The sequence below is a fragment of the Actinomycetospora chiangmaiensis DSM 45062 genome, assembly GCF_000379625.1.
GTDB classification, from domain to species: Bacteria; Actinomycetota; Actinomycetes; order Mycobacteriales; family Pseudonocardiaceae; genus Actinomycetospora; species Actinomycetospora chiangmaiensis.
The window spans coordinates 518140-536388 of record NZ_KB903217.1; the positions used below are offsets into that span (position 1 = coordinate 518140).

Here is an 18249-nt window from a genome sequence, read left to right on the forward strand (position 1 = left end):
ACTCCGAGTCCGGCATGGCCGGCGTGACCCTGATGAACAACCAGATCGGCGTGGTCGTGGCCGAGGTGATGGACCGCCAGGAGAACGTGACGGTCACGCACCTGCCCGCGATGATCCGCGTCGACTGCAAGGGTCGGATGGACTTCGTCTACGACGAGATTTCCGAGGCGCTCGGCGAGGAGGAAGGCTTCTACGACGCCGCGGAATTCGAGGAGAACATGTCGACGCACTACGGGAAGATGGTCCACATGGACGATCGGACCGTGATGTTCGGCAACATGGAGGAAGCGGCCGAATTCATCGGCGACATGCTCCCGCCCGTGGTGGGGAAATCCTGATCCCGGCAGTTCCCACCCGCTAGACGTCGGACCGCCGCCCGTCGACATTCGTCGCGGGAGATCGCCGGGCGGCGGTCCCGACATCCCTCCCACTCACGCCCGACGCCGATCCCAGACGAAAGGTTTACAGGCCATGGCCAAGGAACTGCGATTCGGAGCCGACGCTCGTCAGGCCCTGCAGGCGGGAGTGGACCAGCTCGCCGAGGCCGTCAAGTCGACGCTCGGCCCCAAGGGTCGCAACGTCATCCTCGAGAAGATCACCGGCACGCCCGAGGTGACCAACGACGGCGTCACGATCGCCCGCGAGATCTTCCTGCGCGACCAGTTCGAGAACATGGGCGCCCAGGTGCTGAAGGAAGCCGCCGTCAAGACCAACGACGTGGTCGGCGACGGCACCACCACCGCCACCGTCATCGCGCAGGCCATCGTCCGCGAGGGCCTCAAGGCCATCGGCCAGGGCGGCAACCCGGTGCTGGTCAAGCGCGGCGTCGACATCGCCGTGCAGAAGATCGTGGACCACCTGGCGACGGTGGCCCACGCCGTGGACGACGTCGAGTCGCTCTCGCGCGTCGCCTCGATCTCCGCCAACGACGACGAGTCGATCGGCCGCGTCGTGGCCCAGACCCTGCACACCGTGGGCGACGACGGCGTCATCACCGTCGACGACGGCCCCGTGCACGGCCTGCAGGTCGACTTCGTCGAGGACTTCGAGTTCGACAACGGCTACGTCTCGCCCTACCTCGTCACCGACCCCGGCTCGATGCTGGCGGTCCTCGACGACCCGTACCTGCTCTTCAGCGCCGAGAAGATCTCCGACGTCCGGTCGATCATGCCGGTGCTCGAGCGCATCATGCGCGACCCGCGGCCCCTGGTGATCATCGCCGAGAAGGTGGAGGGCTCGGCCCTCCAGATGCTGGTGCACAACCACGTCAACGGGCACCTCAAGGTCACCTGCATCCAGGCGCCGGGCTTCGGCGAGAAGCGCATCCACCTGCTCGAGGACATGGCCTCGCTCTGCGGCGGCAAGGTGCACTCGAAGGCCTCGGCGTTCTCGCTGGAGCAGATGGGGGCCGAACACCTCGGCCGCGCCACGCAGGTCCGCGCGACGAGCGACCAGACCGCGATCATCGGCGGCCAGGGCGACCCGGCCGCCCGCGAGCTGCGGGTCCAGCAGCTGACCCACGAGCGCGACCGCAGCACGATCGGCACCGACGAGGACTTCTTCAACGAGCGCATCGCGCGGCTCTCGGGCAAGGCCGCGATCCTGCAGGTCGGAGCGCCGACGAACGCCGAGCTCAAGGAGATCCGGCACCGCGTCGACGACTCCCTGCAGGCCACCCGGGCCGCGATGGCCGAGGGCATCGTGGCCGGCGGCGGCGCCGCGCTGCTGCACGCCGAGAGCGTCCTCGACGGCGTCGAGGTCAACGGCGACTACCGCACGGGCCGCGACATCGTCCGCGCCGCGCTCTCCGAGCCCGCCTACCTCATCGCGACGAACGCCGGCTACGACGGCCACGACGTGGTCAAGCAGGTGCGCGACATGGGCGTCGACGAGGGCTTCGACGCCCTCGAGGGACGCTTCGGCAACATGGTCGAGCTCGGCGTCATCGACCCGCTGCGGGTCGTGCGCTCCGCGCTGCAGAACGGCGCGTCGGTCGCCGGTCTCATCCTCACCACGAACTCGCTCGTGGCCGAGGAGCAGACGCCCTGGAACAAGGCGCTCATGACCGAGTACGGCCCCCTCGACGAAGGCATCCCGCAGCCCTCCCCGGACTCCAGCACACCCCAGTCGCTGGGCCTCGGCCCCTCGGTGGGCTGAGCGGAACAGGAACCCCGACGTCGAAGGAGCAGCACCGTGAAGGCCGTCCGCGTCCACCAGTACCAGCAGGACCCGTCGATCGACGACATCGCCGAGCCCAAGCTCCAGGGCCCGCTCGACGTCATCGTCAAGATCGGCGGGGCCGGTGTCTGCCGCACCGACCTGCACATCGTCAACGGGGACTGGGAGGCGATCCAGAACCCCGACCTGCCCTACGTCATCGGCCACGAGAACGCCGGGTGGGTGCACGAGATCGGGGACGCGGTCACCAACGTCAAGGTCGGTGACACGGTGATCCTGCACCCGCAGCCGTCCTGCGGGCTGTGCCTCGCCTGCCGGGCGGGGCGGGACATGCAGTGCACCGGCGACGCGTTCTTCCCGGGCCTGTCGAACAACGACGGCGGCATGGCCGAGTACCTGCGCACCACCGCGCGGGCCTGCGTGAAGCTCAACCCGGACACGAACCCGGCCGACGTGGCCGCGCTGGCCGACGCCGGCATCACGGCCTACCACGCGGTGCGCAAGTCGGTGCCCTACCTGTTCCCCGGGACGACGGCGGTGGTCCAGGGGGTCGGCGGGCTCGGCCACATCGCGGTGCAGGCGCTCTCCGCCCTGACCGCCACGAAGATCATCGCGGTGGACCGGAACCCGGCCGCGCTGGAGCTGGCCAAGCAGATCGGCGCCGAGGAGACGGTCGTCGCCGACGGCAATCAGGTGCAGGCCGTGCAGGACCTCACCGGCGGCGGCGCCACCGTCGTCTTCGACTTCGTCGCCGAGCAGGGCGCCGAGCAGGACGCCTGGGCCATGACCGGCCCCGCCGGCTACTGCTTCGTCCTCGGCTACGGCGGCCAGTTCACCGCCCCCACCCTGGATTTCGTGGCGGGCGAGAAGAACGTCATCGGCAACATCGTCGGGACCTACAACGACCTCGCGGAACTGATGGTCCTCGCCCAGGCGGGGAAGGTCACGCTGCACACCGTGCAGTACCGCCTCGACCAGGCCCTCGACGCCCTGCACGACCTCGACGCCGGCAAGGTCCGCGGCCGCGCCATTCTCGTGCCCTAGAGAGAACGACCGCACGAATCAACCACCACAACAGCTGCGGAGGAATCCATGTACGAGAAGGACGGGGAGAAGTACTTCGTCGTCGACTCCCACATGCACTACTGGGACGCGTCCCCGGAGAACTGGGTCGAGGGCGCCGAGCAGTACGCCAAGGGCTGGATCGAGTGCTTCCACGCCTACCAGGGGCTCGGCCCGGCCGAGACGCACCAGCCGATCGAGGAGTTCCAGAAGGTCTCCGAGGAACAGCTGATGCGCGAGGAGTTCGAGGAGGGCCACGTCGACGTCGCGATCTTCCAGTCGACGTACCTGCGCGAGTGGTACAAGAACGGCTTCAACACCACCGAGCGCAACGGCTCGCTCTTCGAGAAGTACCCGGACAAGTTCCGCGTGAACACCCGCTTCGACCCGCGTGACGGCGACGCCGGGATGCGCGAGTTCGAGGAGAACACGAAGCGCTTCGGTGCGATCGGCGCGAAGCTCTACACCGCGGAGTGGAACGGTGACTCGCGCGGCTTCAAGCTGACCGACCCGGAGTGCTACCGCTTCCTCGAGCGGGCCCAGGAACTCGGCATCAAGAACATCCACGTCCACAAGGGCCCGACGATCTGGCCGCTGGACAAGGACGCCTTCGACGTCTCGGACGTCGACCACGCGGCGACGGACTTCCAGGGTCTGAACTTCGTCGTCGAGCACGTGGGCCTGCCGCGTATCGAGGACTTCTGCTTCATGGCGACGCAGGAGCCCAACGTCTACGCCGGCCTCTCGGTGGTCATCGGCGGCCTCATGCACGCCCGCCCGCGCTTCTTCGCCAAGGTCATGGGCGAGCTGCTGTTCTGGGTCGGCGAGGACAAGATGACCTTCGGCTCGGACTACAACATCTGGACGCCGAAGTGGCAGGTCGAGGGCTTCGTCGACTGGACGTTCCCCGACTCCGACGACTTCGCGGACTACCCGCGGCTCGGCACCGACGGCAAGAAGAAGATCCTCGGCCTCAACGCCGCCAAGCTCTACGGCATCGAGGTGCCCGAGGAGTGCCGCCTGCCCGCCCCCGGTGAGGGCGCTCAGCTCGTCGAGGATCGCGAGGTGGCCCAGGCATGAGCCTCTCCTTCCTCACCCGCCCGACGGCCGAGGAGGTCGTCGGGCGGGTGTGGGAGGCGTTGCGCACCGTGCGCGACCCGGAACTCGACACCGACGTCGTCTCGCTGGACTTCGTGGCCTCCGTCGAGGTCACCGACGCCGATCCCGGCCCGGTCGCGCACGTCACGCTGCGCCTGCCCACCTACTTCTGCGCCCCGAACTTCGCGTTCCTCATGGTCGCCGACGCCTGGGACGCGGTGTCCACCGTCGACGGACTGGCCGACGTCGAGGTCGTCCTCATCGACCACTTCGCCTCCGACGCCATCAACGCCGGTGTCGCCGCGCGGGCGGGCTTCGTGCACTCCATGGCCGGCACCGAGGTCGGCGAGGCCGTGGCCGAGCTGCACGAACTGCGCCGCACGTTCACCGAGCGGGCCCTCATGGCCGGTACCGACCTCGTCGTCCGCCCGCTGATGCGCGACGGTGCGACCCCCGAGCAGGTCGCCGCGATGACGCTCGGCGAGGCCCCGCCCTCGGCGGACCTCGAGCGGCTCCGCGCCCGTCGTCGGGAACTGGGGATCCCCGCCGGGGACACCGACCCGCTGGTCGTCGACCCCTCCGGGGCCACCGTCGGCGTCGAGGCGCTGCCGCTGCACCTGCGCAAGGCGCGCAGCTACCAGGTCGGCGTGGACGCCAACACCAGCATCTGCCGCGGCCAGCTCGCGGTGCGCTACGGGCTGTGACGCCGCTCCTCCACCACCACCGTCAAGGAGGGATCGCGTCGTGACCGACGTGGCACCACGCACCGTCCGTCGGATCGGGTCGCCGGCGGCCGCCGCTCTCGCCGACCTCGCCTCGATCTTCGACGACCTGCAGACCGTGCTGCTCTGCTGCGAGCGCCTCGTGGCCGAGCTGCGGCCGGGCCTGGCCAAGCAGCACGACGAGGTCGTCGTCGAGTCCCTATGGACCACCGCCCTGATCTCCTACTCCCGCTGCTTCGCGGGTGGGGAGCGGGGGATGGGGCTCACCGAGGACGACGTCGAGGGGCTCGAGCTCAAGGGCGAGAAGCTCGCCTGGCACCGCATGCTGCGGCGCCTGAAGAAGCACTACGCCGACCCGGCCGCGAACCCCCGCGAGACGTTCACGGTGGGCGTCGCGGTCGCCGACGGCGTCCCCGCGGGCGTCGCCATCACCTCGGCCCACCAGGATCCGGTCGACGAGCAGACCGTGCGGCAGACCGGGGCGCTGGCGTTCGCGCTGTCGAAGCTCGTGGACGCCCGGATCGCCCAGCACCAGGCGACCGTCCTCGAGGGCGCGCAGGCGCTGTCGGCGAAGGAGCTGGAGACGCTCGACGAGATCGAGGTGACCGGTGACGGCGCCCCGCCGCCGCGGCCGGAGGACGACGCGGAGGGACGGTCATGAGCGACGCCGGGCAGGGCACGGAGAAGTTCAACCCGTGGTCCGTGGTCCACCTCGTCTTCGACCACCTCGCGGCGCAGGGCCTGCACCCCGTGCTGGGGGAGGTGGGGGACCCCTCCGAGCCGGCCGCCGAGCTGCTGCGGGCGATGGGGATCACCCCGGGCGACCCGTCGTGGGCGCGCGGGCAGGACGCGGAGCAGATCCAGGACCAGCTGGCCGAGATCCGTGCCCTGTTCGACCCGGTGCCGGGCGAGCGCAGCGACGGGGGATCGGCTCCGGGCGGGCGGAGCGACGAGGGGTCGGCTGCGGGCGGGCGGAGCGGCGGGGTGCCGGCGCAGGGGGAGCGCTGAGCCGTGGAGGAGCTCCACCTCGTGACGATGGTGGTCCACCGGGTGACGCGGGAACCGCTCGCCGTCCTCGCCGACGCGGCCGAGGACCGCTGCCTCGTGGTGGCGGTCCGCCGCCCGCAGGCCGAGATCATGGCGGCCGGCCCGCACCCGGCGCGCGACGACGACTCGCGCCTCACCCAGGACGTGGTCGCCGACGTCGCGGCGGCGCTCGGCCGCTTCCTGACCGGCGCGGAGATCACCGACCTGGTCGACGAACGCTTCCGCGCCGCACTGCGGCTCGACGACGGGACGACGGTCCCGGTCCGGCCGAGCGACGCGCTCGCCGTGGCGATCCGTGATGCACTACCGATCACGGTCGCCGACCACGTGATGGCGGAGGCCGGTCAGTCCTGGCGCGAACTGCAGGGCGACCAACCCCATCCCCAGAGCGTGGAGGTCGACGAGATGCGGGCGTTCCTCGACCAGGTGACCCCCGACGACTTCCGCTCCGACGACGGCGGCGGCGGCGACCGGTGATGTTCCGGCGTTCGCCGGTCGCCCTCGCGGGGCCGGCGTTCATCGCCTCGGTCGCCTACGTCGACCCGGGCAACGTGGCCACGAACTCCGTGGCCGGCGCGACATCGGGCTACGCGCTGGCGTGGGTGGTCGTCGGCGCCGGGCTGATGGCGATGCCCGTCCAGTACGTCGCGGCGAAGGTCGGGATCGCCTCCGGGCGCAGCGTGCCGCGGGCCGCCAAGGAGACGATGAGCCGGCCCACCCGGATCCTCATGTGGCTGCAGGCCGAGATCGTCGCGATGGCCACCGACGTCGCGGAGTTCCTCGGGGCCGCCGTCGGGCTGCAGTTGCTCTTCGGGCTCGGTCTGCCGGCGTCGGGCCTGATCACGGCGGTGATCTCGTTCGCCGTCCTCGCGCTGCAACGGCGGGGGCACCGGCCGTTCGAGATCGGCATCATCGCCTTCCTCGCGTTCGTCGTCGCCGGCGTCGCGTTCCAGCTGGCCGCCGTCGGGATCGACCCGGGCGGGCTGGCCGCGGGGTTGGTGCCCGGCCTCGCGGACCCGGGGCAGCTCGTGCTCGCGGTCGGGATCGTGGGTGCGACCGTCATGCCGCACGCCATCTACGCGCACTCCGCGCTGACCGCGGGCCGCGTGCGCGGGGTCGGGCGGTCCGGACGGGCGCGGCTCCTCGGCTTCCAACGCACCGAGGTGGTCGCGGCCCTGTCGATCGCGAGCCTGGTCAACCTCGCGATGCTGCTCGTCGCCGCCGGGGTGTTCGGCGGGACCCCGGCCGCACCCGGCGTCGACGGTCTCGAGGCCGCCCACGCGGGGCTCGGGCAGCTCGCCGGAGGTGCCGTGGCGCTCGCGTTCGCGGTGACCCTGCTCGCGAGCGGGCTGTCGTCCGCGGCGGTCGGTACCTACTCCGGCCAGGTGGTCATGGAGGGGTTCGTCGACGTCCGCCTGCCGCTGCCGGTCCGCCGGCTCGTGACGATGCTGCCGGCGCTGGTCCTGCTCGCGGTGGGGGTCAGCCCGACGGCGGCGCTGGTCGGCAGCCAGGTGGTGCTCTGCTTCGGGATCCCGTTCGCGCTCTACGCCCTGCTGCGGGTGGCCCGTGACCGGCGGCTCCTCGGCGAGGAGGCGATCGGGGTCCCGATGCAGGCGGTGCTGGGGCTCATCAGCGCCGTGGTGGTGACGCTCGACGTCGTCCTCGTCGTGGACACGTTCACGGGGTGAATCCCAGGTGTCTCGGATCGAGACGCCAGGACCGTTCACCGTGGGCCGGATCACCTCTAGCATCGCCGGTTGCGCATCCATGGACGTCGGCCGTCACCGACGCGGTGCAGGCGCAAGGGCGAGGTGGCCGATGACCGACCAGAGCGGTGTCCACCTCGACCGCGCCCGCGAGCGGTTCCTCGGCGACGGCACCCTCGACACCGGGCTCCGCCCGGAGATCATCCGCTCCTGGGAACGGTCGCTGCGCGCCGGCGTCGACGCCGACGAACTCTCGCTGCCCTACGACCCCGACCTCGACTTCGACGGCAGCCTCGTGCACTGCGCCCGGCCCGTCCTCGACGACCTCGCGGACCGCCTCTCCGGGATGTCGGTCGCCGTCGTGCTCTCCGACGCGGACGGCCACGTGCTCGACCGCCGGGTCGGGGAGGGGGAGCTGCAGCGCCGGCTCGACGCGATCTCCCTCGCGCCGGGCTTCAGCTACGCCGAGGAGTTCGCGGGCACCAACGGCGTCGGGACCGCCCTGGAGGGCGACCGGCCCGCCATGGTCATCGGGGCGGAGCACTTCACCGACCGGCTGCGGGCCTTCGCCTGCGCGGGTGCCCCCGTCCACCGGCCCGAGGGCGGACTCGCCGGCATCCTCGACGTCACCTGCCTCGCCGCCGAGGCCAACGACCTCATGCGGTTCCTCGCCCAGCAGGCGGCGCGCGACATCGAGGAGGTCCTGCGCGAGCGCGGCGGGTCCGGCTCGCGGGCGGTGATGTCGGCGTTCCGGGCGGCCTGCGCGCGGGTGTCGGGGCCGGTGATCGCCCTGGGCGACGACTTCGTGATCGCGAACCGGGCGGCCGAGGACACCCTCTCCGTCGGGGACCGGGATCTCGTCGCCCGGTTCGCCGCCGAGTACCGCCGGCTCGGTCCCAGCGAGGAACGCGCCCTGCTCGACGACGGGCCGGTGCGCCTGCTGATCACCCCGGCGCCCGCCGACCGTCCGGCCGGGGTGGTGGTCGAGGTGGTGCGCAGCACGAGCACGCTGCGGCTGGCGCACGCCGCCGCGACGGGGCTGCCGCGGGCGGCCACGATCTCCACGCTGCCGGGCCCGGCCACGCACCGTGAGCGCCCGCTGGCCGGGCTCGCCGGGTCCACCCGCTCGTGGCGGTCCACCAGCGCCGCGCTGCGCACGGCCGCGACCGCGGTGCGCAGCACGCTCGTGCTCGGCGAGACCGGCGTCGGGAAGCTCGCCGCGGTGCGGGCGGCGCACCGGGAGATCCGGCCGGCCGCGCGCCTCGTCGTGGTGGATCCGGACGGCGCCGACGCCGCGGAGGACCTGGCGGCGGTGGCCGACGACCTCGGCGAGCCCGCCACCGTCGTCGTCCGGCGGATCCAGGGCCTGGACGAGAACGGGGCGGACGCCCTCGCCGAGCTGCTGGCCGACGTCCCGTCCGAGGTGTGGGTCGTCGGTCTCGTCACCGGCGACGCGGTCCCGTCCGGTCGGCCGGTCCACGCCGTGCTCGCCGCGTTCGAGGGCTCCGTCGTGGTCGAACCGCTGCGGCGCCGACCCGAGGACGTCGCGCCGCTGGTGGACGCGCTGCTGGCCCGGCTCGCCCCCGGGCGGCGGGTGCGGTGTACGCCGGAGGCCCTCGCGCTGCTCGGCGGCGCCCGGTGGCCGGGCAACGTCGCACAGCTCTCCGACGTGCTGCGACGTGCCCTGGCGGCACGCCCGGCGGGCGACATCGAGGCGGGCGACCTGCCGGCGGAGGTGGCCGTGCACGGCACCCGCCGGCGGCTGACGCCGCTGGAGACCGCCGAGCGGGACCTCATCGTCGCGGCGCTCATCGAGGCCCGCGGCAACCGCGTGCAGGCGGCGGCCGCGCTCGGGATGGGTCGCGCGACCCTCTACCGCCGCCTGCGGGCGTTCGGCATCACCGACGTCGGGCGCTGATCCCGCGGCCGGTCCGGCGCCGGTGCGCCCGGGACGCGCTGCGCGCCGCGGCGGCCGGACGGCCCCGGGGCGCGACCACGTCCGGGGCCTCGTCGAGCCCGCACTCGGGGCAGGAGCAGACGTCGCCCCCTTCGTGGGCGGCGCCCGACGCCCACTGCCGTGCCGCGCCGTGGGCGACCGCGACGACGTCGGCCAGCAGCTCGTCGGCGTGCGCCGCGAGCCGTCGCGACGAGCAGGACAGCCCGAGGGCCACGGTGGAGGTGCCCGACGGCGAGGTGATCGGGGCGGCGAGCGTGCCGAACCCCGGGGCGTACTCCTCCTCGTCGCGCGCCCAGCCCTGCCGGGCCACGGCGTCGAGCTCGGCGCCGAGGCGCACCGGGCAGGTGAGGGTGGCCGGGGTGAGGGCCGCGAGCGGCTCGGCGGTCACCGCGTCCCGGTAGGTCGGCGAGGCGGCGAGGAGCACCTTCGTGAACGCGAGCCCGTGGGCCCGCTCCGGCGGGACGTGGGTGTCGAGCCCGGGCAGGCGGGCGAGGCCCTGGTGGCCGCGCACGTCGCAGACGCTCGCGACGAGGGTGCCGGTGCGGCGCACGAGGTAGGCGCGCTGCCGGGTCCGGCGGTAGAGCTCGGTCACCGCCTCGGCGAGCACGGCGCCGGGGGCGGGGTCGCCGGGACCGAGGTCGCCGGGCCCGGCCGGCTCGGTGGCGGGCACCCACGCGCCCCACGGCGGCGCCGTGCCCAGCAGACACCGTCCGGAGTCGTCCCGGCGGGCGAAGCCGGCCTCGCAGAGGGTGTTGACCATGTAGCGCGCGGTGGCCGGGCTCTTCCCGAGCCGCTCCCCGATCTCGGCCGCGGACAGGCCCTCGGGATGGTCCCCGAGCAGCCGCAGCGCCCGCAGGACCATCGCCGCCGTCTTCAACGACCGTGCACCCGACGTGTCCTCGCTCACAGCGCCGAGACTAGGGACGAGCCGGTGCGGTGCCTGTCTCAGTTCGGGACACGGACGATCTCTCGGGGGCGACCCCGAGCGAACCCGGGGTCGGGCACGGAGGCGGCCCCCCGCACGTTGGACGAGCGTGGGGGACGAACCCGACACCCGATCGAGAGGAACCACCATGGCCGTCATCACCCGCCCCCGCGAGGGCGCCTGGATCGGCGGCGTGTGCGCCGGCCTCGCGGCCCGCTTCGGCGTCTCCGCGAACCTCGTCCGCCTGCTGTTCGTGCTGTCGTGCCTGCTGCCGGGCCCGCAGGTCCTCATCTACATCGCGCTGTGGGCGATCATGCCGCGGCGGTGAGCCCCCGGGCGCCGACCACCCGGGCCGCGGCGCCTGATCAACGGTCCCTCAGCGGGCCCGCAGCCCGCCGGCGAGCCCGCTCGGGGACCGTTGATCACGGGAGCTGCGACGCCCGGTCGAGCAGATAGGCCCGCTCCGGTCCCGACGACGTGCGCCGGGCCGCCTCCCGGAACGCCGCCGCGGCCTCGTCGGGCCGGTCGGCGGCCGCCAGGAGGTGCGCCCGGACCGCGCCGACCCGGTAGTGGTCGCGCAGGCCCGGGACGTCGAGAGCGTCCAGCGCGGCCTCCGGTCCCCGGACCTCGCCGAGCGCCACGACGCGCCCGAGCTGCGCCATCGGGTCCGGCCACAGGCCGACGAGGGTGTCGTAGAGGGCGAGGATCTGGGGCCAGTCCGTGTCCTGCGCCCGCCCGGCCTCCGCGTGCACGGCGGCGATCGCGGCCTGCACCGTGTACGGGCCCGGCACGCCGTCGCGCAGGACCGCGGTGACCAGCTCGGTGCCCTCGGCGATCCGTGCGCGGTCCCAGCGGGTCCGGTCCTGCTCGGCGAGCGGGACGAGGCCGCCGTCGGGACGGGTGCGGGCGGCACGCCGCGCGTCGGTGAGCAGCATCAGCGCGAGCAGCCCGGCCGCCTCGCCGTGCTCGGGCGCGCCGTCGAGGGCGGCCACCAGCAGGCGGGCGAGCCGGATCGCCTCGTCGGCGAGCTCGCCGCGGTGCAGCACCTCGCCCGCGCTCGCGGTGTGCCCCTCGGTGAACACCACCGACAGCACGGCGAGCACCGCCGGCACCCGCTCCCGGCGCTGCGCGGGGTCGGGCCCGGCGAAGGTCCGCCCGACCTCGGTGAGCCTCGCCTTCGCCCGGCTGACGCGCTGGGCGACGGTCGGTTCGGGCAGCAGCAGGCCGCGGGCGATCTCGGCGGTGGTCAGCCCGCCGACCGCCCGCAACGTCAGCGCGACCTGGCTCGGCACCCGCAGGGCGGGGTGACAGCAGAGCAGCAGCAGGGCCAGGGTGTCGTCGCTCCCGGGCGCCTCGACCCCCACGTCGCGCCGCGCGTCGGCCTCCTCCCGACGACGGCGGGCGGCGTCGCGCCGGTGGGCCTCCACCAGCCGCCGGGTCGCCGTCGTCACGAGCCAGCCCGTCGGGTTGTCCGGCAGCCCCTCGTCCGCCCAGGCCCGCGACGCCACGAGCAGCGCCTCCTGCAGCGCGTCCTCGCAGGCGTCGAAGTCCCGGTGCCGACGGACGAGGACCCCGAGCGCGACCGGCGCGGCCTCGCGAAGGGCCTCGATCACAGGTCCCAACCGGACATGTCGAGGACCGGGCGGACCTCGACGAGCCCCCACACCGCGTCGGGCACCCGCGCCGCGATCTCCTCGGCGCGCGCGGCGTCGGCGACGTCGACGAGGTAGAAGCCCGCGAGGTGTTCCTTGGTCTCCGCGAACGGCGCGTCGGCCACGACGGGCCGGCCCTCGGCCGTCGACACCCACCGGGCGAGCGTCGGGTCGGCGAGCCCCTCCGAGGCGACGAGCTCCCCGGAGTCGGCGAGCTCCCGGGTGAGCGCCAGGTGGTCGACGCCGAACCGGGAGCGCTGCTCGGGCGTCAGCGCCTCCCAGCGCTGCGCGAAGTGCGGGTTCGAGTGCAGCAGGATCATGAACTTCACGACGACGGGCCCTCCCGGTCCGGAGATTCTTCTGCCGCACTGTCGAGGCCGCGCCGTCGGTCTCGACACCGGGGCATGAGCACCTCCGAGATTCTGGCCGTCCTGTCCGAAACCCACGCCGCGATCGCCGCGGGCGACGCCGAACGGGCCCTGCGTATCTGTGCCCCCGACGAGGTCGTCTTCGACCTCGCACCGCCGTTGGTGCAGCGCACCGGGGTCGTCGAGCTGGCCGCGTGGATCGCCTCGTTCACCACTCCGCCGGTGCTGGCCCACCACGACCCGGTGGTCCACGTCGACGGCGACGTCGCGTTCGTCCACGCCCTGACGTCGATGTCGGGCGACAAGGGCGGCGCGTTCACCCTGTGGTTCCGCTCGACCATCGGGCTGCGCCGGACGGCGGGGCGGTGGCGGGTGGTCCACCGGCACGAGTCGGTGCCCTTCCACATGGACGGCTCGTTCCGCGCGGCCGTGGAGCTGGCGCCCGCTGCCGTTGTGTGACGGCCATGTGACGGGCAGAGTGGGGTGACCTGGAGGACAACGACGTCCCGGAGCCCGAGATGCATCCCGCCACGCCCGATCCCACGCCGCTCACCGGTGAGGAGCAGGCCGTCCTCGCGACGATCTCCGACCACGAGCACCGCACCGACGCGCGCTTCGCCGAGGCGCTCGCGGGGGGCGTGCCGCCCGCCCGGCGCCACCCGTGGCGCTCGACGGCCCTGGCGCTGACCGGGGTCACGGCCGTCGCGGTCGCCCCGCTCGTGCTGCCGTCCGCGTACGTGCTGGCCGTCGCGGCGGTGGCGCTGCTGGTCGTCGTGCCGACCGGGCTCGTGGTGTGGGCGATGCGGCAGGGCCGCGTCGACCCGGACGCCGACCGGTCGGCCTGACCGGCCGGGTCGGGGTCGGGGTCAGCCCAGCGCGTTCAGCGCCTTGGTGATCCGCTGCTCGGAGATCGGGCCGGCCGTGCCCACCTCCTGGGCGAACCGGCTGACCCGCAGCTCCTGCAGCATGACCGCCACCGCGTCCCACCCGTCGCGGTCGAAGGTGCGCGGCTCCTGCGCCGCGGCCCGGCGGCGGGTGCGGTAGGTCGTCTCCACGGCGTGCACCTCGGCCATGAGCTCGGCGTCGCGGCGGGGGGCCTCGGCGAGCTTGTCGAGGCGCCGGGCCGCGGCGCGGAGCCAGCGGGCGACGTCGGGCAGGCGCGTCACGCCCCAACGGGTCACGAAGCGGCCCCCGACCAGGGTCGACAGCTGGTCACGGACGTCCTCGAGTGCCGGGTCCAGCAGCCCGCTGCCGGGCCGCGAGCGCAGCCGGTCGAGCGCGCCGCGCACCACCCCGGCCTCGGCGAGAACGGTCTCGGCCCGGGTCAGCACCTCGGCCGCCCCCGCGGGCAGCCGGGCGGCGACGTCGCCACGCAGCGTCTCGAACGCCGTCGCGGTCCACACCGGGCCCCTGAGCGCCACGACGAGCCCGTCGACGGCGGCGGCCACGCAGTCGTCGGCGAGGTCGGCGACGCCCGAGTAGTCGGACTCGGCCATCGCGCTCTTCAGCCGCAGGGTCGCGCGGTTGTCCAGCGAGCGCACCAGCGACCGCGCCGGGGAGGAGACCGACCGCAGCAGCAGTCGGCGCGTCCCGGCGCGCATGGCGTCGCGGGCCTCCAGCGCGGAGTCGAACACGCCGACCCCGACCGTCGAGCCCTCGTCCACCAGGGCGAGGTGCGCGGTGACGGTGCCGCCGGCCCGGGACTGCTCGCGGGTCCGCGGGAGGTCCCCGATCTCGGCGAACGACGTCAGGCCCCGCCGCTCGAGGCCGTCCGCGACCTTCGCGACGGCGGCCTTCGTCTCCTGCGCGTAGCGGCGCCGCAGGGCCCCGAGGTCGCCGCCCGAGGCGACCTCGGACCCGTCGTCACGAACCACGGAGAACGTCAGGCGCAGGTGCGACGGCAGGCCGCCCACGTTCCACACGTCGACCGGCACGTCGACGCCCGACAGCCGCTTGACCGTCTCGGTGAGCGCGCGCAGCAGCGACTCGCCCTCGGCGGGCCGCCGGTCCGCGGTGAGGCGCGCGAGCAGCGCCCGCGCCGTGTCGGGCGCGGGGACCAGGGAGCGGCGCAGCGGCTTGGGCAGGGTGCGGATCAGCGAGGTCAGCAGCTCCTCGCGCAGCCCCGGCACCTGCCACGCGAGGTCCTCGGCGCGCACCTGGCCGAGCACCGCGAGCGGCACGGTGACCGTGACGCCGTCGGTGTCGGTGCCCGGCTCGAAGGCGTAGGAGAGCGGGAGGGTGAGCCCGCCGGCATGCCAGGAGTCGGGGAACGACCCGGCGTCGGGAGCCTCGTGGGCGAGCAGCGCCCGCGGGTCGAGGTCGAGCAGCCGCGGGTCGCGGCGCGACTCCTTCTGCCACCAGCGGTCGAAGTGCCGGGTCGAGACGACGGAGGCGGGGACGCGCTCGTCGTAGAAGCGGTAGATCGTCTCCTCGTCGACGAGCAGCTCGCGACGGGCGCGGCGCTCCATCTCCGCGACGCGCTCGAGCTCGGCGGCGTTGCGGCGGACGAACTCGTGGCGGCTCGACCACTCGCCCTGCACGAGCGCGTGGCGGATGAACAGCTCGCGGGAGAGCTCCGGGTCGATGCGGCCGAAGTCGACGCTGCGGTCCATCGCGAGCGGGACGCCGAAGAGCGTGACCCGCTCGGTCGCGACGGCGGAGCCCCGGCGCTTCGACCAGCGCGGTTCGGAGTAGGTGCGGGTGACGAGGTCGCCCGCCGCCTCCTCGGCCCACCGCGGGTCGATCCCGGCGACCGTGCGCGCCCAGAGCCGCGAGGTCTCGACGAGCTCGGCGGCCATCACGAACGTCGGGGGCCGCTTCGCCAGCGACGACCCGGGCCAGATCGCGAAGCGGGCTCCGCGGCTGCCCTCGAACTCGGTGATCGGCCGGCGCTTCGGCCGCGGCTGTCCCTGCTTGGGCTTCGGCGGCTCCAGCGCGAGCCCGAGCTGGGAGAGCAGGCCGGTGAGCAGCGCCTGGTGCACGCGGTCGGCGAGGTCCTTCGTGATCTCCTCGGCCGGCTGGTTGCGGGTGAGCCCGAGCTCGTCGGTGAGCTGGCGCAGCTGCGCCGCGAGGTCCTGCCACTCGCGGATGCGCAGGAAGTTGAGGTACTCCGCGGCGCACTGCTTGCGGAACCGGTTGCCGGTGAGCTCGCGGCGCTGGGTGCGGATGTGCTCCCACAGGTGCAGCCAGGACAGGAAGTCCGAGCGCGGGTCGGCGAAGCGGGCGTGCGCGGCGTCGGCCTCGGCGGTCTTCTCGGTCGGGCGCTCGCGCGGGTCCTGCGCGGACAGGCCGGCCGCGATGACCGTGACCTCGTGCAGGCAGCCGAGCTGGTCGGCCGCGAGGATCATCCGGGCGATCCGCGGGTCGACGGGCAGCCGCGCGAGGTTGCGCCCGACGTCGGTGAGCCGGGTGGCGTCGCCGTCGACGATCGCGCCGAGCTCGGTCAGCAGCCGGACGCCGTCACGGACCGCCGCCCGCTCCGGCGGGTCGACGAACGGGAACTCCTCGACCGGCCCGAGCTTGGCCCCCGCCATCTGCAGGATCACCGAGGCGAGGTTGGTGCGCTGGATCTCGGGGTCGGTGAACTCCGGCCGCGCGTCGAAGTCGTCCTCGGCGTAGAGCCGGATGCAGATGCCGTCCGCGACGCGGCCGCACCGGCCCGCGCGCTGAGTGGCCGACGCCTGCGAGATCTTCTCGATCGGCAGCCGCTGCACCTTGGTGCGCTGGCTGTAGCGGGAGATGCGCGCGTAGCCCGGGTCGATCACGTAGCGGATGCCGGGCACCGTCAGGGACGTCTCGGCGACGTTGGTGGCGAGGACGATGCGCCGGTTCCCGCCGCGGCTCGGCTCGAAGACCCGGTGCTGCTCGGCGGCGGAGAGCCGGGCGTAGAGCGGCAGCACGTCGAGCGGGTCGGTCGGGTTGTCCGGCAGCGCGTTCAGCGCGTCCGCGGTGTCCCGGATCTCCCGCTCCCCGGCGAGGAACACGAGCACGTCGCCCGGTCCCTCCCGGCGCAGCTCGGTGACGGCGTCGACGATGCCGTCGAGCTGGTCGCGCACCTCGGCCCCGCCCCTCCCCGTCGCTCCGCTCGCCCCGCCCGGCTCGTCGGGGTCCACCAACGGCTCGTACCGGATCTCGACCGGGAACGTGCGGCCCGAGACCTCGATGATCGGGGCGTCCCCGAAGTGGGCGGAGAAGCGCTCCGGGTCGATCGTCGCCGAGGTGATGATCACCTTGAGGTCGGGGCGGCGCGGCAGCAGCTGGGCGAGGTATCCGAGCAGGAAGTCGATGTTGAGGCTGCGCTCGTGGGCCTCGTCGATGATGAGCGTGTCGTAGCGGCGCAGCAGCCGGTCCTGCTGGATCTCGGCGAGCAGGATGCCGTCGGTCATCAGCTTGACCAGCGTGTCCTCGCTCGCGCGGCTGGTGAACCGGACCTGGTAGCCGACGACGTCGGATTCCGTCGTGCCCAGCTCCTCGGCGACCCGCTCCGCCACCGTCCGCGCGGCGATCCGCCGCGGCTGGGTGTGGCCGATCGTGCCGGTGACGCCGCGGCCGAGCTCCAGCGCGATCTTCGGCAGCTGCGTCGTCTTGCCCGAGCCGGTCTCCCCGGCGACCACCACGACCTGGTGGTGCTCCAGCGCCTCCTTGATGTCGTCGACCCGCGCCGCGATCGGCAGCTGCTCGGGGTAGGAGATCGTCGGGACCGAGGCCCGTCGTCGTGCCAGGCGCTGCTCGGCGCGCTCGACGTCGGCGGCGATCTTCCCGAGCGTCCCGGCCCGCTTCGCCTCGTCGTCGATCCGCCGCGCACCGTCGAGCCGGCGGGCGAGCCGATGGGTGTCGGCGCCGCCGAGCGCGCGCACGCGTCGCTGCAGTGCGGGGAGGTCAACGTCGGCGGTGGTCGCGGTCGTCGCTGTGGTCACTCCGGTCCCGGGGTCTGTGGATGCTGCTGGGGGCTGCCGACTCCCCATTGTCCCCCGCTGCGCCACTGCTCTCCCGACGACGGGTCAGAACGTGAGCTTGAACCCCACGTGGGTCGCGGTGAAGCCGAGCCGCTCGTAGAACCGGTGCGCGTCGACCCGCTCGACCGCGCTCGTGAGCTGCACGAGCCCGCACCCCCGGCGACGGCACTCGGCCACGGCCCACCCGATCATCCAGCCGCCGACCCCGCGGCCGCGCCGGGACGCCGCGACCTGCACCGCCTCGATCTGTCCGCGCCAGGCCCCGCGCCGCGCGAGGCCGGGCAGGAACGAGAGCTGCAGGGTCCCGACGACGGGACCGTCGTCGCCCTCGCACGCCACCACCAGCAGGTGCCGCGGGTCGGCGTCGACCGCCGCGAACGCCTGCTCGTAGTCCGTGAGGTCGCCCTCCCCCGAGTCGCCACGGGCCGCGGACACCGGATCGGCGCCGAAGAGCCCGGCGAGGGCGGGCACGTCGGACCTCGTGGCGCGACGCAGCGTCACCCGATGCTCACCGAATTCACACCGTGCCAGCGCGGTCCGGGCCATATTGTCCTTTCAACTGTTCAGTCCGGAGTTCTC

18 protein-coding genes are annotated in these 18249 nt (G+C 73.7%); 13 read left to right on the plus strand and 5 right to left on the minus strand.

All coding sequences use genetic code 11. From position 1 onward, the window contains the following. The first annotated feature begins 14 nt into the window (after positions 1-14). The 10 genes from A3CO_RS0102610 (at position 15) to A3CO_RS0102655 (ending at position 9731) form a co-directional block, all read left to right on the plus strand. Positions 15-338, plus strand: coding sequence for an MmoB/DmpM family protein (locus A3CO_RS0102610; protein WP_051085835.1), 324 nt, complete (start codon positions 15-17; stop codon positions 336-338). A 133-nt stretch (positions 339-471) separates the two neighbouring features. Next, complete coding sequence (gene groL, locus A3CO_RS0102615) at positions 472-2157, plus strand: chaperonin GroEL (RefSeq protein ID WP_026204221.1); 1686 nt, start codon at positions 472-474, stop codon at positions 2155-2157. Positions 2158-2193: 36 nt separating this feature from the next. Beyond that, a complete protein-coding gene (locus A3CO_RS0102620; protein ID WP_018330678.1) occupies positions 2194-3222 on the plus strand; it encodes an NAD(P)-dependent alcohol dehydrogenase in 1029 nt (342 codons plus the stop codon). A gap of 48 nt (positions 3223-3270) precedes the next feature. After that, complete coding sequence (locus A3CO_RS0102625) at positions 3271-4320, plus strand: amidohydrolase family protein (protein WP_018330679.1); 1050 nt, start codon at positions 3271-3273, stop codon at positions 4318-4320. Next, the gene (locus A3CO_RS0102630) at positions 4317-5042 is read left to right on the plus strand and encodes an iron-sulfur cluster assembly protein (RefSeq protein ID WP_018330680.1); all 726 of its coding nucleotides are present in this window, start codon (positions 4317-4319) and stop codon (positions 5040-5042) included. Before A3CO_RS0102625 ends, A3CO_RS0102630 begins: the two co-directional genes overlap by 4 nt. Positions 5043-5082: 40 nt before the next feature. Further along, the gene (locus A3CO_RS0102635) at positions 5083-5721 is read left to right on the plus strand and encodes a hypothetical protein (protein ID WP_018330681.1); all 639 of its coding nucleotides are present in this window, start codon (positions 5083-5085) and stop codon (positions 5719-5721) included. Then, positions 5718-6068: a hypothetical protein gene (locus A3CO_RS29735; protein ID WP_018330682.1), complete on the plus strand. Its 351-nt coding sequence runs from the start codon at positions 5718-5720 to the stop codon at positions 6066-6068. The genes A3CO_RS0102635 and A3CO_RS29735 overlap by 4 nt, the downstream gene beginning before the upstream one ends. Positions 6069-6071: 3 nt before the next feature. Further along, positions 6072-6584, plus strand: a complete 513-nt coding sequence (locus A3CO_RS0102645; RefSeq protein WP_018330683.1) for a bifunctional nuclease family protein — start codon at positions 6072-6074, stop codon at positions 6582-6584. After that, entirely contained in the window at positions 6584-7795 is a 1212-nt protein-coding gene (locus tag A3CO_RS29740; RefSeq protein ID WP_033413547.1) for an Nramp family divalent metal transporter, read from the plus strand. The genes A3CO_RS0102645 and A3CO_RS29740 overlap by 1 nt, the downstream gene beginning before the upstream one ends. Positions 7796-7925: 130 nt before the next feature. After that, entirely contained in the window at positions 7926-9731 is a 1806-nt protein-coding gene (locus tag A3CO_RS0102655) for a sigma-54-dependent Fis family transcriptional regulator (RefSeq protein WP_018330685.1), read from the plus strand. On the opposite strand, the gene A3CO_RS0102660 is transcribed toward A3CO_RS0102655, so the two are convergent. Next, the gene (locus A3CO_RS0102660; RefSeq protein WP_169510910.1) at positions 9712-10677 is read right to left on the minus strand and encodes an IclR family transcriptional regulator; all 966 of its coding nucleotides are present in this window, start codon (positions 10675-10677) and stop codon (positions 9712-9714) included. The two genes, A3CO_RS0102655 and A3CO_RS0102660, sit on opposite strands and share 20 nt — an antisense overlap. Positions 10678-10843: 166 nt before the next feature. On the opposite strand from A3CO_RS0102660, the gene A3CO_RS0102665 reads away from it, so the two are divergent. Beyond that, positions 10844-11023 (plus strand): PspC domain-containing protein, encoded by a 180-nt coding sequence (locus A3CO_RS0102665; RefSeq protein ID WP_018330686.1) that lies wholly within the window; start codon positions 10844-10846, stop codon positions 11021-11023. A gap of 94 nt (positions 11024-11117) precedes the next feature. Here A3CO_RS0102665 and A3CO_RS0102670 read toward each other — a convergent pair whose 3' ends face one another. Both A3CO_RS0102670 and A3CO_RS0102675 read right to left on the minus strand, forming a co-directional pair. Then, positions 11118-12308, minus strand: coding sequence for an RNA polymerase sigma factor (locus A3CO_RS0102670; RefSeq protein ID WP_018330687.1), 1191 nt, complete (start codon positions 12306-12308; stop codon positions 11118-11120). Beyond that, positions 12305-12667 carry a YciI family protein gene (locus tag A3CO_RS0102675; protein WP_245561428.1) on the minus strand — a complete coding sequence of 121 codons (363 nt, stop codon included), beginning with the start codon at positions 12665-12667 and terminating at the stop codon, positions 12305-12307. The genes A3CO_RS0102670 and A3CO_RS0102675 overlap by 4 nt, the downstream gene beginning before the upstream one ends. Before the next feature lie 84 nt (positions 12668-12751). Here A3CO_RS0102675 and A3CO_RS0102680 point away from each other — a divergent pair, with 84 nt between their 5' ends. Both A3CO_RS0102680 and A3CO_RS0102685 read left to right on the plus strand, forming a co-directional pair. Then, a complete protein-coding gene (locus tag A3CO_RS0102680) occupies positions 12752-13174 on the plus strand; it encodes a YybH family protein (RefSeq protein ID WP_018330689.1) in 423 nt (140 codons plus the stop codon). A 59-nt stretch (positions 13175-13233) separates the two neighbouring features. Further along, on the plus strand, positions 13234-13560 hold the full coding sequence (locus A3CO_RS0102685; protein WP_018330690.1) for a DUF3040 domain-containing protein: 327 nt from the start codon (positions 13234-13236) through the stop codon (positions 13558-13560). Between the two features lie 21 nt (positions 13561-13581). Here A3CO_RS0102685 and hrpA read toward each other — a convergent pair whose 3' ends face one another. Continuing rightward, positions 13582-17631 (minus strand): ATP-dependent RNA helicase HrpA, encoded by a 4050-nt coding sequence (gene hrpA, locus A3CO_RS0102690; RefSeq protein ID WP_018330691.1) that lies wholly within the window; start codon positions 17629-17631, stop codon positions 13582-13584. An 84-nt stretch (positions 17632-17715) separates the two neighbouring features. Continuing rightward, positions 17716-18171 carry a GNAT family N-acetyltransferase gene (locus tag A3CO_RS0102695; RefSeq protein WP_026204223.1) on the minus strand — a complete coding sequence of 152 codons (456 nt, stop codon included), beginning with the start codon at positions 18169-18171 and terminating at the stop codon, positions 17716-17718. Positions 18172-18249: the final 78 nt, after the last annotated feature.

Coding starts and splice junctions, on each gene's coding strand:
- A3CO_RS0102610 (WP_051085835.1), top strand. CDS start 15: ATGGCCGGCGTGACCCTGATGAACAACCAGATCGGCGTGGTCGTGGCC.
- groL (WP_026204221.1), top strand. CDS start 472: ATGGCCAAGGAACTGCGATTCGGAGCCGACGCTCGTCAGGCCCTGCAG.
- A3CO_RS0102625 (WP_018330679.1), top strand. CDS start 3,271: ATGTACGAGAAGGACGGGGAGAAGTACTTCGTCGTCGACTCCCACATG.
- A3CO_RS0102630 (WP_018330680.1), top strand. CDS start 4,317: ATGAGCCTCTCCTTCCTCACCCGCCCGACGGCCGAGGAGGTCGTCGGG.
- A3CO_RS29735 (WP_018330682.1), top strand. CDS start 5,718: ATGAGCGACGCCGGGCAGGGCACGGAGAAGTTCAACCCGTGGTCCGTG.
- A3CO_RS29740 (WP_033413547.1), top strand. CDS start 6,584: ATGTTCCGGCGTTCGCCGGTCGCCCTCGCGGGGCCGGCGTTCATCGCC.
- A3CO_RS0102655 (WP_018330685.1), top strand. CDS start 7,926: ATGACCGACCAGAGCGGTGTCCACCTCGACCGCGCCCGCGAGCGGTTC.
- A3CO_RS0102665 (WP_018330686.1), top strand. CDS start 10,844: ATGGCCGTCATCACCCGCCCCCGCGAGGGCGCCTGGATCGGCGGCGTG.
- A3CO_RS0102675 (WP_245561428.1), bottom strand. CDS start 12,667: ATGATCCTGCTGCACTCGAACCCGCACTTCGCGCAGCGCTGGGAGGCG.
- A3CO_RS0102680 (WP_018330689.1), top strand. CDS start 12,752: ATGAGCACCTCCGAGATTCTGGCCGTCCTGTCCGAAACCCACGCCGCG.
- A3CO_RS0102685 (WP_018330690.1), top strand. CDS start 13,234: ATGCATCCCGCCACGCCCGATCCCACGCCGCTCACCGGTGAGGAGCAG.